This window comes from Pseudomonas sp. D3-27, from assembly GCF_051132165.1.
Lineage (GTDB): Bacteria > Pseudomonadota > Gammaproteobacteria > Pseudomonadales > Pseudomonadaceae > Aquipseudomonas.
Genome location: NZ_CP071667.1, coordinates 5,578,432 through 5,593,542, shown reverse-complemented (window position 1 = coordinate 5,593,542; position 15,111 = coordinate 5,578,432). Strand labels below are relative to the sequence as shown.

General features: G+C 59.7%; 13 protein-coding genes. 7 read left to right on the top strand and 6 right to left on the bottom strand.

What is annotated here, in order from left to right:
- Positions 1 to 145 precede the first annotated feature (145 nt).
- From J3P92_RS25050 to J3P92_RS25030, 5 genes are all read left to right on the top strand, one after another.
- Positions 146 to 433: a hypothetical protein gene (locus tag J3P92_RS25050; RefSeq protein WP_420766014.1), complete on the top strand. Its 288-nt coding sequence runs from the start codon at positions 146 to 148 to the stop codon at positions 431 to 433.
- 78 nt (positions 434 to 511) lie between these two features.
- Positions 512 to 676, top strand: coding sequence for a DUF1328 domain-containing protein (locus J3P92_RS25045; protein ID WP_003177151.1), 165 nt, complete (start codon positions 512 to 514; stop codon positions 674 to 676).
- 1 nt (position 677) lies between these two features.
- Entirely contained in the window at positions 678 to 1,142 is a 465-nt protein-coding gene (locus tag J3P92_RS25040) for an inhibitor of vertebrate lysozyme family protein (RefSeq protein ID WP_434608645.1), read from the top strand.
- A gap of 692 nt (positions 1,143 to 1,834) precedes the next feature.
- Positions 1,835 to 3,166 (top strand): glutamate/aspartate:proton symporter GltP, encoded by a 1,332-nt coding sequence (gene gltP / locus J3P92_RS25035; RefSeq protein ID WP_420766012.1) that lies wholly within the window; start codon positions 1,835 to 1,837, stop codon positions 3,164 to 3,166.
- A gap of 190 nt (positions 3,167 to 3,356) precedes the next feature.
- A complete protein-coding gene (locus tag J3P92_RS25030) occupies positions 3,357 to 4,586 on the top strand; it encodes a nucleoside recognition domain-containing protein (RefSeq protein ID WP_434561440.1) in 1,230 nt (409 codons plus the stop codon).
- A 43-nt stretch (positions 4,587 to 4,629) separates the two neighbouring features.
- Here J3P92_RS25030 and J3P92_RS25025 read toward each other — a convergent pair whose 3' ends face one another.
- The 5 genes from J3P92_RS25025 to J3P92_RS25005 all read right to left on the bottom strand — a co-directional run bounded on the left by J3P92_RS25025 (position 4,630) and on the right by J3P92_RS25005 (position 11,302).
- On the bottom strand, positions 4,630 to 5,637 hold the full coding sequence (locus J3P92_RS25025; protein WP_434649472.1) for a DUF5924 family protein: 1,008 nt from the start codon (positions 5,635 to 5,637) through the stop codon (positions 4,630 to 4,632).
- 56 nt (positions 5,638 to 5,693) lie between these two features.
- Positions 5,694 to 7,082 (bottom strand): M16 family metallopeptidase, encoded by a 1,389-nt coding sequence (locus J3P92_RS25020; protein ID WP_434649471.1) that lies wholly within the window; start codon positions 7,080 to 7,082, stop codon positions 5,694 to 5,696.
- A gap of 72 nt (positions 7,083 to 7,154) precedes the next feature.
- Entirely contained in the window at positions 7,155 to 8,813 is a 1,659-nt protein-coding gene (locus J3P92_RS25015; protein WP_420766008.1) for a Na/Pi cotransporter family protein, read from the bottom strand.
- A 336-nt stretch (positions 8,814 to 9,149) separates the two neighbouring features.
- Positions 9,150 to 9,917 carry a TerC family protein gene (locus tag J3P92_RS25010; protein WP_420766007.1) on the bottom strand — a complete coding sequence of 256 codons (768 nt, stop codon included), beginning with the start codon at positions 9,915 to 9,917 and terminating at the stop codon, positions 9,150 to 9,152.
- A 77-nt stretch (positions 9,918 to 9,994) separates the two neighbouring features.
- A complete protein-coding gene (locus J3P92_RS25005; RefSeq protein WP_039593443.1) occupies positions 9,995 to 11,302 on the bottom strand; it encodes a CitMHS family transporter in 1,308 nt (435 codons plus the stop codon).
- 564 nt (positions 11,303 to 11,866) lie between these two features.
- Here J3P92_RS25005 and J3P92_RS25000 point away from each other — a divergent pair.
- A complete protein-coding gene (locus J3P92_RS25000) occupies positions 11,867 to 12,526 on the top strand; it encodes an NAD(P)-dependent oxidoreductase (protein ID WP_420766006.1) in 660 nt (219 codons plus the stop codon).
- 5 nt (positions 12,527 to 12,531) lie between these two features.
- On the opposite strand, the gene J3P92_RS24995 is transcribed toward J3P92_RS25000, so the two are convergent.
- Entirely contained in the window at positions 12,532 to 13,482 is a 951-nt protein-coding gene (locus tag J3P92_RS24995; protein ID WP_420766005.1) for a choline sulfate utilization transcriptional regulator, read from the bottom strand.
- Positions 13,483 to 13,596: 114 nt separating this feature from the next.
- Here J3P92_RS24995 and betC point away from each other — a divergent pair, with 114 nt between their 5' ends.
- Positions 13,597 to 15,105 (top strand): choline-sulfatase, encoded by a 1,509-nt coding sequence (gene betC / locus J3P92_RS24990; protein WP_434649468.1) that lies wholly within the window; start codon positions 13,597 to 13,599, stop codon positions 15,103 to 15,105.
- Positions 15,106 to 15,111: the final 6 nt, after the last annotated feature.

The following is a 15,111-nucleotide window of genomic DNA, read 5'->3' as shown; positions in this document are numbered from 1 at the left end:
CGAATGGTTGCTGTCTTCCTAACTCTTTGATTTAAAAGGGTTTTATTGTCATAAAAAATCTGGCATGCCAGCTGCAATGTTCTGGTCAACGTGGCGCTGAGGGCGCCTCAACCAGATCACCGCTAGGGTGGGGAGGAGTTTCAGGATGAATCGTCAAGTTGCCGCCCAATTTCGCATTACCCGCCTGCATATCCAGCAGGGGCTGTGGGCTTTTGTCGCGTTGCTGGTCACGCTCGTGGCGGGTCAGCAATTGATGCTCTGGCATGAAAGCCAGAAGCCGGAAGCTCCACTGGTATCCACCTACCGTGCCCCGCAAACCCATTTCAGTGCCGCCAGTACGCTGGCGCAGGAATCCGCTTCGATGCGGATGATGGAAGTTGATCAGGCGCAGCCTCTCTCGGAAATGCCTCGTGAAGAGCGCTGGGTGTTCTGATTCGAACCGGTCGTCCGTTGCACCGGAACCATCATTGCCAGATTCGTTACTAAATAGAAAAGCGTAAGGAGAATCACCATGTTGAGCTGGGCTATTACCTTCCTGATTATTGCCATCATCGCCGCTGTATTGGGCTTCGGTGGTATCGCAGGCACCGCCACGGGCATCGCCAAGATTCTCTTTGTCGTGTTCCTGGTGATGTTCATCGCATCGTTCTTCTTTGGCCGTCGTGGCCGAGGCTGACATGAGCGTGACTCTTAAAGGACTGGCCGCCGCCCTGCTGTTGGGCGGCAGTGCCATGGCAATGGCTGCCAACGACGGTCAAATGCGGGTCAACCAATTGCTGCAGTCGGACACGCAATATCGCGAGACTTGGCAGCAGGTCGTCAAGAAGGAAGAACGTCTGCCCGAATGGGTGATGAACCTGACGGGCGATGCAGAGCAAATGAACGCGGTCGAAGAGGACGGCGACAAGTATCTGGTCGGGCCGTTGTGCGAGACTCAGGCCACTTGCAAGAGCAAACGCCTGTTCGTCGCCTTCAGCTTCGATAAAGACGAAGCTTATGCCCTGTTGGTGGAGGTGCCCGCAGGCCTGCCGGCCGATAAGTCGCCGACCCGTCACGCGGACTATCGCTTTCTTGGCAATCCCGATGAAGGTATGCAAGAACTGTTAATGGAACAGCTCAAGAAAGATCCTAACTGGTACTGATTTCTTGAAGCGGGAAGAGCAACGCTGCTTTTCTCTCTGCGAAGCCCGAGGAGGGCCGAAGCATGACCAGGGGGCTGGGACGTTCTGACCATACAGGGTCGGAGTGACCTACGGGCACAAGGGGTGCCTGCGAAAGGGCCGGGTCAGGTAAAAGCTGCGACGCAAGTTCGCGAAGTCGTGACGGCTTGGCGGACTTGCGTAGAGCTTATCCCCACGCTAGAGCGTCTCGCTGCTCTTGCGCCAATATCCGCCATCCGGCCGCGACACATTGTCCTGTTTGTTCCCCACGCGCTCGAACCGTTACCGTATATCGGAGAATGAGTGCCAGGGTTCTTGTCTCCGACCGGAGCTTCGACCCGCTCCATCCATCGTCTTTCCAAGCAATCCGAATAACGCCCGGCTACGCTTAAATGGCCGCATCACGGCACTTTTGCCTGCTCCAATGGCGTATTCGAACTGTTTGGGACGCACGTTTCGTTTTGTAAAACTCATGCCGATTCGGCATAGGGTAGGCGTTTACGGCATTAGACGATCCCCCCTTGCATCGCAATAGTTGCGCCTTTTTTCGCCTGCTGGTGAGCTGCCTTTGGCGCTCAGGGTGACCTTATACGGGACAGCGGCATGGGTTCGAACCGCCGTCTGGCGGTCCGTTGATGTGGCTGTCCGAGTCAAACTGAAGTAAGGGTAATGATATGAAGAAGGCAAAACTAAGCCTCGCCTGGCAAATCCTCATCGGTCTGGTGCTCGGGATTGCAATCGGCGCGCTGCTCAACCATTTCAGTGCCGAAAAGGCCTGGTGGATCAGCAACGTGCTGCAACCGGCAGGCGATATCTTTATCCGTCTGATCAAGATGATCGTGATTCCCATCGTGATCTCCTCGCTGATCGTTGGCATCGCCGGCGTAGGCGACGCCAAGAAACTCGGGCGGATCGGCTTCAAGACCATCGTCTATTTCGAGATCGTGACCACCATCGCCATCGTCGTCGGCCTGCTCTTGGCGAATTTCTTCCAGCCGGGCAACGGCATCGACATGAGCACCCTGGGTACGGTGGATATCTCCAAGTACCAGGCCACGGCGGCCGAGGTCCAGCATGAGCATGCGTTTGTCCAGACGATCCTCAACCTGATCCCGTCGAACATTTTCGCGGCCGTCGCTCGCGGCGAAATGTTGCCGATCATCTTCTTCTCCGTCCTGTTCGGCCTTGGTTTGTCCAGCCTGCAATCGGACCTGCGCGATCCTCTGGTGAAGATGTTCCAGGGCGTGTCGGAGAGCATGTTCAAAGTCACCCACATGATCATGAAGTACGCGCCGATCGGTGTGTTCGCCCTGATCGCCGTGACGGTGGCCAACTTCGGTTTCGCTTCCCTGTTGCCGCTGGCGAAGCTGGTGATCCTGGTTTATGTCGCCATCGCCTTCTTCGCCTTCGTGGTGCTGGGCCTGATCGCTCGGGTGTTCGGCTTCTCGGTGATCAAGCTGATGCGCATCTTCAAGGATGAGCTGGTGCTGGCCTACTCCACCGCCAGTTCCGAAACGGTGTTGCCGCGGGTTATCGAAAAGATGGAAGCGTATGGGGCGCCAAAGGCTATCTGCAGTTTCGTGGTGCCTACCGGCTACTCGTTCAACCTTGACGGTTCGACGCTGTACCAGAGCATCGCCGCGATCTTCATCGCCCAGCTCTATGGCATCGACCTGTCCATCGGCCAGCAGTTGATGCTGGTATTGACCTTGATGGTGACCTCCAAGGGCATCGCTGGTGTGCCGGGCGTGTCCTTCGTGGTGCTGCTGGCCACACTGGGCAGCGTTGGCATTCCACTGGAAGGCCTGGCGTTCATCGCCGGTGTCGACCGCATCATGGACATGGCCCGTACGGCGCTGAACGTGATCGGAAACGCCTTGGCCGTGTTGGTCATTTCCCGTTGGGAAGGCATGTACGACGATGCCAAGGGCCAGCGCTACTGGAATTCTTTGCCGCACTGGCGCAGCAAGGAGCCGTTGCCGGCAGGGGAAACTTCCAGCCGCTGAGGCATGCCTTAAGGTCCCATCGCGAGCAGGCTCGCTCCCACAGAGATCACTCAATCATTGTGGGAGCGAGTCTGCTCGCGATGGTGGCGGCACATGCAACATCAAGCCAACCAGACCCCGGAGAAATCCGGGGTTTGTCGTTTCGGCCAGCCCCGCTATCATTCGCCGCATCTTCCGGGGGACTTAACCGATGCTCAATGGCCTGTGGCTTGGCTTCTTTATCGTGGCAGCCGTGTCCGCACTGGCGCAGTGGCTGATTGGCGGCAACGCCGGGATCTTCGCCGCCATGGTGGAAAGCATCTTTGCCATGGCCAAGCTGTCGGTGGAAGTCATGGTCCTGTTGTTCGGCACCCTGACCCTTTGGCTGGGGTTCCTGCGCATCGCTGAAAAAGCCGGCATCGTCGACTGGCTCGCCAAGGCCCTCGGGCCGCTGTTTCTTCGTTTGATGCCGGAAGTCCCAGCCGGTCACCCGGCGATTGGCCTGATCACCCTCAATTTCGCGGCCAATGGCCTGGGCCTGGACAACGCCGCCACGCCCATCGGCCTCAAGGCCATGCGCGCCCTGCAGGATCTGAATCCCAGCCCGACCATCGCCAGCAATGCGCAAATTCTGTTTCTGGTGCTCAATGCATCGTCGCTGACCCTGCTGCCGGTGACCATCTTCATGTACCGCGCCCAGCAAGGCGCGCCGGACCCGACCCTGGTGTTCTTGCCGATCCTGCTCGCCACCAGTGCCTCGACCCTGATGGGGCTGCTGTCCGTGGCATTCATGCAGCGTCTGCGCCTGTGGGATCCGGTGGTCCTCGCCTACCTGGTCCCGGGCGCGCTGGCGCTGGGCGGCTTCATGGCGCTGCTGGCCACGCTTTCGGCCACGGCGCTGGCGGGGCTGTCTTCGATCCTCGGGAACCTGACTTTGTTTGGCTTGATCATCCTGTTCCTGGCGGTGGGCGCGCTGCGCAAGGTCAAGGTGTACGAAACCTTCGTTGAAGGCGCCAAGGAAGGGTTCGATGTTGCCAAGAACCTGCTGCCGTACCTGGTGGCGATGCTGTGTGCCGTCGGTGTGCTGCGGGCTTCCGGAGCGCTGGATTTCGGCCTGGACGGTATTCGGCACCTGGCCCAGTGGGCTGGCTGGGACACGCGTTTCGTCGATGCGTTGCCCACTGCCATGGTCAAGCCGTTTTCCGGCAGCGCCGCCCGGGCGATGCTGATCGAAACCATGAAGACCTCTGGGGTAGACAGCTTCCCTGCCCTGGTGGCGGCGACGATCCAGGGCAGCACCGAAACCACTTTCTATGTGCTGGCGGTCTATTTCGGCGCGGTGGGCATCCAGCGAGCGCGCCATGCGGTGGGTTGTGCCCTGCTGGCGGAGCTGGCCGGTGTGGTGGCGGCGATCGGGGTTTGTTACTGGTTCTTTGGCTGACCTGTGCAAGCGAGCCTGCTCGCGATAGGGCCTGACGAGCCCTTTATTCCGTCACCTTGAACCGCAGCACGCCGATCATCTGGCCATTCTCGGTCAGCACCCGCACTTGCCATTTGCCTGTCGGGTCGCCGGGGAAATTCTGCTTGTGGGTCCAGGCGCGATAGCCTTCCTTGCGCCCTCCGTGAATGTCCAAAGCGATGCGGTCCACTTCTTTGCCGTTGAATTGCCAGACATGGTAGATCCGCTCGTCCAGGCCTCGCGGCCCATTGATGGCGGTGTAGGCGTACAGGCCATTGCTGCGAATCTGGGCGGCGCTGACTTCCTTGAGGCTGGCGCCAGGCGTGCGATCTTCCACTTGGGTGCTGATCGCCACCTCGGTCATCCAGAGCGTGGCGGGCGGTACCCAGGAGCGCAGCACCCAACCGGCGGCACCAATGCCAAAGGTGATGCACAGGATGGCCAGGGCGTTGCGCACAGTACGGATCGGAAAGATCGAAGCCAGGCTCGGGAATGACAACAGCATGGCGATGCCCAGTGCCAGCTTGAAGCTCTGGTCGGTGGTCAGGTGCAGGATCACTGGCAGCGCGGTCAGCAACGCCGCGAACAGCGTCAGGGTGTGCAACGCCAGAAAAGCCCATCGCCGCGGCGCCAGCCATTTGTAATACAGGGGGTCGGTGATCGAGACCAATGCCGCCGCCGCGAGCAGGCCAGTGAAGATCAGTTGGCTGCTGTTCCAGGTGGTGGTGATGAAGAAAAACGGCAAGACAAAAAACAGGCTTTCCTGATGAATCATTTGCGTGGCGTAACGCAACAGCGGCTGGGGAATTTCCCGTTTGAAAATCCGTGTGAACAACCGGGTCAGGCTGTTCTCCAGCATCAGCCAGAGCCAGCTCACCAGCATCATGATGGCGATCCAGGTCGCCAGGCCTTGCTGGCGATCCACCAGCATGAAACTGCCGACCCCGGAAATGAAGCCGCCGAGCGCGATGACCCCTGGGTAGCGCTTCATCAGTTCGATAATGCGCTGGATTAAATGAGTCAGGTTCGGCATTCGGCAGGTTCACGCTAAGTCGTAGGAAAAATCCCTGACAGGGTACCACTGTGAATTCATTCCGGGTCCCGTCGATGCCTGCGCCGTATCAGCCAGGCCACCAGCCCCAGCAGAACCGCCACCAACCCGCCGAGTGTCCAGACAAGTTCGTCATCGCTGAGCAGCGGCTTCTCGATGCGCAAATAGCCTGGGTCCTTGAGCAGCTCACGCAGGGCCAGGTTGGCCTGTTCCAGGCTGACTGCCTGCAGGCGCTCGGCTGGGTTGGCGAAGCGGCCGTCTTCGTAGTCGCCCAGGGCGCTCCAGTAATAGTCGGCCAGTGCGCTGTTGCCTTGGACGGCCCAGGACTGATGGGCAATGGCGGCACGCTTTATCCGCACGAAACTCTCGGGGTCCAGGCCGTCCCTCAACAACGTGTTGCGCAGCGTCTCGAGCGCGTGTTCGGCCGGGGGCAGGTCCTCGCGGGCCAGGTCGGCGTTGAGGCTCAGGAAACCGACGCCGCCGAAGACGTCCCGCTCCACCCACGGGCCATAGGACAGGCCGTCAGCCAGGCGCAGTTGCCGGTAGAGCGCCCAATCCAGGTAATCCTTGAGCAGGTCGAAGGTTTCATCATGTTGTTGCTCCAGCACCGGCTCCGGGAACAGCCAGTGAAGCTTGGCGCTGTCGCCGACCAGCCCACGAATCAGGTTGCGCTTGGTCACCGCGCTGTAGCGGATCTGCGCCAGCGGTTCATGGACGCTGGGTTCGACCGGTTCGAGCTCGCCGAAGGCGCGTTCCAGATAGGCCGGCAGCAATCGATCGAGGTCACCTACGACGATCAACGTCATGTTATTGGGCGCGTACCAAGCCTTGCGCACCTGTTCCAGTTGGGCGACGGTAAAGCGTTCGACCTCGGCCCGTTCCGCACAACGCAAGCCCAGTTCCACGGCCAGTTGGTTGCTGGCTTTGTGGCCCAGGTCCTGGCGGTCGAGCCAGCGTTGCAGATGGGTGTAATGGCCGCCATCCTCGCGCTCTACCACCCGTTTGGCCGCTTCCAGATTCTTTGCGTCAATTCGGGTACGGGTCAGCAATGCCAGCAACAAGTCCAGGACTTTGCGTTGATTGCGCGTTGGCGCCTCGATGACAAACGTCGTGTCGGCGTTGCTGGTGAAGGCGTTCCATTCGCCACCCAGCGCCTGCATGCGCTCTTCCAGGCCGCCCTCGCCGGTATCGTCGACGCCGCTGAACAGCACATGTTCGAGCAGGTGTGGCAGTTCCTTGTCGGCGCAGCTGAAATCATCGAGGCCCACGCCGACCACCAACCGAATCGCCACATGTCCACGTTCCGTGCCGGGCTTGAGCAACAACTGCATGCCGTTGGGCAACGTATATCCCTCGACCTGGAAGCGATCCTGGGCAACGACGGGTAGGGAACCGAACAAAAGCAGGACGAGTAGCAGACAACGCATGGCGGGCTTCCTGGCGGCTTGTAAATCCATGGTCCGGGGACACACTTGTTGACTGGCCGAGACGCCAGTCGTTCAAGGCGAATGGGTGATGTCGGACATTTCATCGGCGGACAGGGCGCCGATCTCGGATGTTTCCAGCACCACATAGGCGCTGCCGCAGAACAACGAATTCAAGCGCCGCATGTCGGCGATCAGTTCCAAGTGAAGGGAACTCGTCTCAAGGCTTTGCACGACTTTGCGCTGCAAGCGGCTGACATGGGCGTGGGCCATCCGTCGTTCCTGCGCGCGAAAGCGCCGTTTCTCGCGCAGCAATTGGCGAGCACTTTCCCGATCGGCACTGAGGAAGACCGACAATCCCAGGCGCAGGTTAGCGATCAGATGGCTGTGCAGCCCCGCCAACTCTTCCAGGCCCACGTCAGAGAACGAGCGGCGTTGGGAGGTCTTCTGCTGCTGGACCTTGCGCAACATGCGTTCGATGAGGTCACTGGCCAGTTTGAGGTTGATCGCCAGCTCGATGATTTCCGCCCAGCGGCGACTGTCCTGTTCACTGAGATCTTCACGAGGCATTTGCGCCATGTAGAGCTTGATGGCGCTGCACAGCGCTTCGACGTCATCGCTCATGCTGCGCAGTTGTTGAGTGATCGCCGTTTGCTCGCCTCGTAGCACGCCGAGCATGGCCTCGAGCATGTTTTCGATCAGGTCACCAATGCGCAGGGTTTCCCGCGCAGCGTTCGCCAGCGCCAGGCTTGGTGTGGCGAGGGCGGCGGGGTCCAGGTGCCGTGACGTGGCTTTGCCATTGGCTTGCGGTCGTTCCGGCAGCAGCCAGGCACAGAGCCTGGCCATCGGTCCGACGCTGGGCAACAGCACCAGGCAACGCACGGTGTTATAGAGCAAATGAAAGCCAATGACGGTTTCCTGCGGGCTGAAATCCAGGCCGTCCAGCCAGCCCACCAGTGGGTCGAGTACCGGAATGATCAGCAGCAGGCCGATCAGCTTGTACAACAGGCTGCCCAGCGCCACCTGGCGTCCGGCGGCGTTCTGCATGCTGGTGCTGAGGAACGCCAGCACGCCGCTGCCGATATTGGCACCGATCACCAGGCCGATGGCGACTGGCAAGCTGATCACCGCAGCGCCGGCGAGGGTCGCGGTCAGCAAAACCGCCGCCAGGCTGGAATAGGAAATCATTGCGAACAGCGCACCCACCAAGGCATCGAGCAGGATGTCGCCGGTCAACGAGGCGAAAATCACCTTCACGCCCTGGGCCTGGGTGATCGGCGCGGCGGCTTCGACAATCAATTGCAGGGCCAGGATGATCAGGCCCAGGCCGATGGAGACCCGGCCCATCTGGCCGACGCGGGTCTGTTTGCGCGAGAGGAAAAAAATCACTCCGAGGAAGATCAGCAGCGGCGACAGCCACGACAGGTCCAGGGTCAGCACCCGGGCCATCAATGCGGTGCCGACGTCCGCACCGAGCATGGTCGCCAGGGCAGGGGTCAATGCCATCAGGCCCTGGCCGACGAAGGAAGTGACGAGCATCGCCGTGGCATTGCTGCTCTGGACCATGGCCGTGACCATGATGCCGGCGATGAACGCCAGCCAGCGCCTGGACATGTTCTGGCCAATGACATGGCGCAGGTTCGAGCCGTAGACCCGCAAGATGCCGGTCCGGACGATATGCGTGCCCCAGATCAGCAAGGCCACGGCGGAAAGTAGATTCAGCAGGGTCAGCATGAGGAGCCCCCTGTTAGCGTCCCAGATGGACAAATTGACGGTGCCACATCGTTTTACTTCTTGTACTTAAGCTGTAGTTGCCGAATGGTCCGGGCGCCAGCATTGCACAGCTGAAGATGGGTTTGAAACAAAACTGTCATAAAACAGTTTCCTCGAAAACACCCCGCCCCCTGTAGGAGCGAGCCTGCTCGCGATGGCGGCAGCACATCCAAAATCTTTGTTCCAGGCGATCGCTTTCGCGAGCAAGCTCGCTCCCACAGGTTTTGCATTCGAGCGTTTTTTGCAGGCATGAAAAAGGGGCTCACAAGAGCCCCTTCGTTTCACTGCCCTACATCTTTACTGACCCGGGACATCCTTGCGCAGTTTCACCGGATCCTGTTGCTTGCGCTTGCGAGCAATCGCTGTGCGCATCTTGATGTTGATCGCTTCCACTGCCAGCGAGAACGCCATGGCGAAGTAGACGTAGCCCTTGGGCACGTGCACGTCGAACGATTCGGCGATCAGCACGGTACCGACCACCAGCAGGAACGACAGCGCCAGCATCTTCAGCGACGGGTGCTTGTCGATGAACGTGCTGATGGTGCCCGAAGCCAGCATCATCACCAGGACGGCAACGATGATTGCCGCCACCATGACCGGTACATGGGAAACCATGCCCACCGCGGTGATGACCGAGTCCAGGGAGAACACGATGTCGATGATTGCGATCTGGATGATGGTGTAGATGAAGTTGCCACCCTTGACCGACGGCTCATCGCTGCTTTCTTCCTCGCCTTCCAGCGCGTGGTACATCTCCTGGGAGCTTTTCCACAGCAGGAACAAGCCACCGAAGAACAGGATCAGGTCACGACCGGAGATGCCCTGGCCGAACACTTCGAACAGATCGGCGGTCAGGCGCATGACCCAGGTGATCGACAGCAGCAACAGGATCCGCGTGATCATCGCCAGCGCCAGGCCGAAAATCCGGGTGCGCGCCTGCATGTGCTTGGGCATGCGGCTGACCAGGATCGAGATCATGATGATGTTATCGATGCCCAGGACAATTTCCAGGGCGGTCAGGGTAAAGAAGGCAACCCATATTTCCGGGTTGGTCAGCCATTCCATGTGAGTTCCTTTGAGCGAGTGTTAGGCCGCGCCGCGCCTTCGGTTGACCGATAGGGGCGACGCAGCGGGCATTGCTTTTATAGAGTGCTGAACAGCGGAAAAATCCCCATCAGCAAGGCGGCGAACATTATGCACAGGCAAACCAGTACTGCCCACTTCAAGGTGAAGCGCTGGTGATCGCCGAATTCGATACCGGCCAAGGCTACCAGCAGGTAAGTCGACGGAACCAGCGGGCTCAGCAGGTGGACGGGCTGGCCAACGATGGAGGCACGGGCCATTTCGACGCCAGTGATGCCGTAATGGCTGGCCGCTTCCGCCAGAACTGGTAACACCCCGTAATAAAATGCATCGTTCGACATGAAGAAAGTGAACGGCATGCTCACCAGCGCGGTGATGACCGCCAGGTACGGGCCGAGGAAGTCCGGGATGACCGCCAGCAGGCTCTTGGACATGGCGTCGACCATGCCGGTGCCGGACAGGATGCCGGTGAAGATCCCCGCCGCGAAAATCAGCCCGACCACCGCCAGGACGCTGCCGGCGTGGGCCGCAACGCGGTCCTTCTGCTGCTGCAGGCACGGATAGTTGACGATCATCGCAATACTGAACGCCACCATGAACAGCACGGGCAGCGGCAACAGGCCGGCGATCAGGGTGCACATCAAGACCAGGGTCAGCGCGCCGTTGAACCAGATCAGCTTCGGACGGCGGGCGTCCGGGAACTGGGAAACGCTGATTTCGCTGTGGTCCATTTCGTCGCCCGCCAGGTGCAATTCACCCAGGCGCGCACGCTCGCGTTTGCCGTACATGTAGGCAATCGCCAGGATCGCCACGACGCCGGCCAACATGGCGGGAATCATCGGCACGAAGATGTCGGACGGATCCACATGCAGCGCACTGGCCGCCCGGGCGGTTGGGCCGCCCCAGGGGGTCATGTTCATCACGCCGCCGGCGAGGATGATCAGGCCAGCCATGATCCTTGGACTCATGCCGATGCGGCTGTAGAGCGGCAGCATCGCGGCCACGCAGATCATGTAAGTGGTCGCGCCGTCACCATCAAGGGAAACGACGAGCGCCAGAACGGCGGTACCGACCGAAACTTTCAACGGGTCGCCCTTGACCAGCTTGAGGATCTTGCGCACGGCCGGGTCGAACAGGCCGGAGTCGATCATCAGGGCGAAATAGAGAATCGCAAACATCAGCATCACCCCGGTAGGGGCGAGCTTGGTGATGCCTTCGAGCATCATCGGGCCGATCTTCGGTGCAAAACCGCCGAACAGGGCGAACAGGATCGGGATGATGATCAAGGCGATCAGCGCGGAAAGGCGCTTGGTCATGATCAGGAACATGAACGTGATGACCATGGCAAAGCCAAGGAAAGTCAGCATGGGAAATACTCCAGGCGTGGCGCGGCGGGCAAAGGCGAACCGGTCAGGTCAGCGCAGGATGCAAAGCACGGGGCGGACGGATGGAGTGGGCGCAACGGGATGGGTAGCAGCGGACATCAGAATCACCATTGTTGTTGTTAAAAAGGCCGCACGAGCATCAGCAAGCTCGTTGTAGGCCACCGGTCTGTTGCCGGTAGGTGAGGCGATCCTAATCGCGCAAGCTTTCAGCAGCCTTTCGCAGGCCGACCGTATGACCAACGCATGAAGTTACTTTGTGGCGAGGGGATTTATTCCCGTTGGACTGCGAAGCAGGCCCAAAAGAGCAGACCGCATTCTTTTGAAATTTCGCAATGGCAGGTTTCAGGGCCGCTCCGCGCCCAGCGGGGATAAATCCCCTCGCCACAAAAGCAATCAGCGTTTCACTTTGAAGGCTGAAAGATTCAAATACACGTGGGCGTGGTAGCCCTTGATCCGTTGCATCGGTCAATCCTTGATAAAGAGGCGAACCCTCTTGGTTTTCCGCGGGTCAGAGCCTTTACACGCGGGAAAAAAGGAACGCCAGCCATGAAAAACGCGGAAACCCCGGTTATCAAAGTGGTGCTTTATGGTGCCATGAGCAGCCTCGGCAGTGCGTTGATGGCTGAACTGCTGCGACGACAGCATGAAGTAATCGCCGTTCTGGATGACCTTACCGCCCTGGCCCCACGCCCGGGACTGCGGGCCAAGACCGGCGATCTGTTCGACCCGGAGCGGGTCAAGCAAAGCGTCGCCGGTGTCAGCGCCGTCGTATGCCTGTTGAACGCACCAGGATTGCCGATGAACAGCGAGCAGGTGGAGCGCACATTGATTCCCGGCCCGGTGGAGCAAGTCCTGGCGGTGGACGCGTTGATTGCCGGCATGCAAGCGGTGAACATTTCACGGTTGTTTTTGGTGGGTGACTTTGCGGTGCTCGACGAAGAACAAGCCGACGACGACTTGCAGCGCCATGCCGCCGAAGAAGTGCTTGATGCTCTGAAGAACAGCACGCTGCAGTGGACCCTGATCAACGCGCCCTATGCCGCGCCAGGCTTGGGCATCGAACACTTCAGCCAGGTCAGTACCAGCCTCGAGCCGGGCCTGGCCGAAACCCTGGAGCGGCTCAACCGCGTGGCCGTCGGCATCGCCGATGAGCTGCGCTTGAACCTGCATGTGGGCGAGCACGTCAGTTTTGTCACGGCCGTGTAGGCCTATCAAACGGCGATGGAAGGCAGCGGCAAGCCAGTGAGCGACTCGGCGCTGTTGGCCTGTTCTTCCATCAACCAATCCACGAACAACTTGATTAGAACACCGCGGCGCTTGCGCTGGGGCAAGACCACGTAATAACCCAGCCGGGACAGCACCGTTTGGGCGATCGGACGACACAACAATCCTTGGGCCAGCAAGTTATCCACAAGGTGTCGCCAGCCGATGGCAACGCCCTGGCCGCCAATCGCCGCCTGGATGAGCAGCGTGTAATTGTCGAAGCGCAACTGCCCGGGCGCTGGCGGCGAGTTGATGCCTAATTCGCGAAACACACCACTCCAGTCGAACCAGTTGCTGCTGTTGCCCGCGCGCAGGTGCAGCAATGGGAATTCCGCCAAGGCCTGGGCGGGCAAGGGCAGGGGACGTTCTCCGAGCAGCAGCGGACTGCACACAGGGAAAACTTCTTCGCTGAACAGCCAGCGACTTTCGCCTTGTTTGAAGCGACCATCGCCGAACAACACTGCAACGTCAATATCGGTACGGAGCATGTTGTGGTTGCGCTCGCTGGTCACCAGGCTCACATCCACCTGGGGATTGGCGGCGTGAAACCGATGCAGCCGAGGCATCAGCCAATAAGCGGCAAAGGCAAAGTCCGTCGCCACTTGCAGCACTTCGTGCTGGTGCTGGGCGGTGATCGCATTCAGACCCGCATCGATGCTTTGCAAACCGGCCTGGACTTGCTCGAACAGCAGCGTGCCGGCTTCAGTCAGCTCGATGCCTCGATAGATGCGGTCAAACAGCCGCGTGCCCAGCTGTTCTTCCAACCGTTTGATCTGCTGGCTGATGGCCGGCTGCGTGGTGCCCAGCTCGATCGCGGCCGCGGTGAAGCTTTGCTGGCGAGCCGCTGATTCGAAGACACGGAACAGGTCCAGGGAGAGGTCACCCAAGGCTTCATACATAAGCTGTGCTTATCCTAGTCATTGTCTCGCATGGGCTTTACCCCAAAACTCAGGGGCTACATGCTCAATCGCAGCACTATCGCATAACTGCCTACTATGGAATGCCGCGAATACATGAAGCGCAAGAACATTCTTTTCATCATGGCCGATCAAATGGCCGCGCCAATGTTGCCGATCTATGGTCCGTCGCCCATCAAGTTGCCGAACCTGTCCCGCCTGGCCGACCAGGGCGTGGTGTTCGATGCCGCGTATTGCAACAGTCCGTTGTGCGCGCCGTCACGCTTTACCCTGGTGAGCGGCCAGTTGCCAAGCAAGATTGGCGCCTACGACAACGCGGCGGATTTCCCAGGGGACGTTCCGACGTATGCCCACTACCTTCGCCGCCTCGGCTACCGCACGGCGTTGTCTGGCAAGATGCATTTTTGCGGACCGGACCAGCTGCACGGCTACGAAGAACGTCTGACCAGTGACATCTATCCTGCCGACTACGGCTGGGCCGTGAATTGGGATGAGCCGGATGTGCGGCCGAGCTGGTATCACAACATGTCATCGGTGTTGCAGGCCGGCCCGTGCGTGCGGACCAATCAGCTGGACTTCGATGAAGAGGTGGTGTTCAAGGCCCAGCAATACTTGTTCGACCACATCCGCGAGGACGGCGACCAGCCGTTTTGCCTAACGGTATCGATGACACACCCACACGATCCGTACACGATTCCCAAGGCATTTTGGGATTTGTATGACGACAACGAGATCCCACTGCCGAAAACCCCGGCGCAGGCTGAACTCGATCCGCATTCCCAGCGCCTGCTCAAGGTCTATGATCTTTGGGATAAGCCGCTGCCTGTGGATAAGATCCGCGATGCTCGTCGAGCGTATTTCGGGGCGTGCAGCTACATCGACAGCAATGTCGGCAAGTTGCTGCAAACCCTGGAGGACACCGGGCTGATCGACGACACCATCGTCGTCTTCTCCGGCGATCATGGCGATATGCTCGGCGAAAAGGGTCTTTGGTACAAAATGCACTGGTTCGAAATGGCCGCTCGGGTACCGTTGTTGATCAGTGCCCCGGGGCAGTTCGCCAATCGCCGTGTCGGTGCGGCTGTGTCCACCGCCGACCTGCTGCCGACCCTGGTTGAACTGGCCGGCGGTACGCTGGAGCCAGGTCTGCCACTGGACGGCCGTTCGCTGGTGCCGCATCTGCAAGGGCAGGGCGGACATGATGAGGTCTTCGGCGAATACATGGCTGAAGGCACGATCAGTCCGTTGATGATGATCCGTCGCGGCCCGTGGAAATTCATCTACAGCGAGGATGATCCATGCCTGCTGTTCGATCTACGCAACGATCCCAAGGAGCAGCAAGACCTCAGCCAATCGCCCGAACATCAGTCGCTGTTCGCTGATTTTCTCGCCGAAGCGCGGGCCAAATGGGACATTCCGACGATTCATCAACAGGTACTCGCCAGCCAGCGACGTCGACGTTTCGTCGCCCATGCGCTGACCCTGGGCAAACTCAAGAGCTGGGATCACCAGCCGCTGGTGGACGCCAGCCAGCAGTACATGCGCAACCACATCGATCTGGACGATCTGGAGCGCAAGGCCCGTTATCCACAACCCTGCCAATAAACCAAT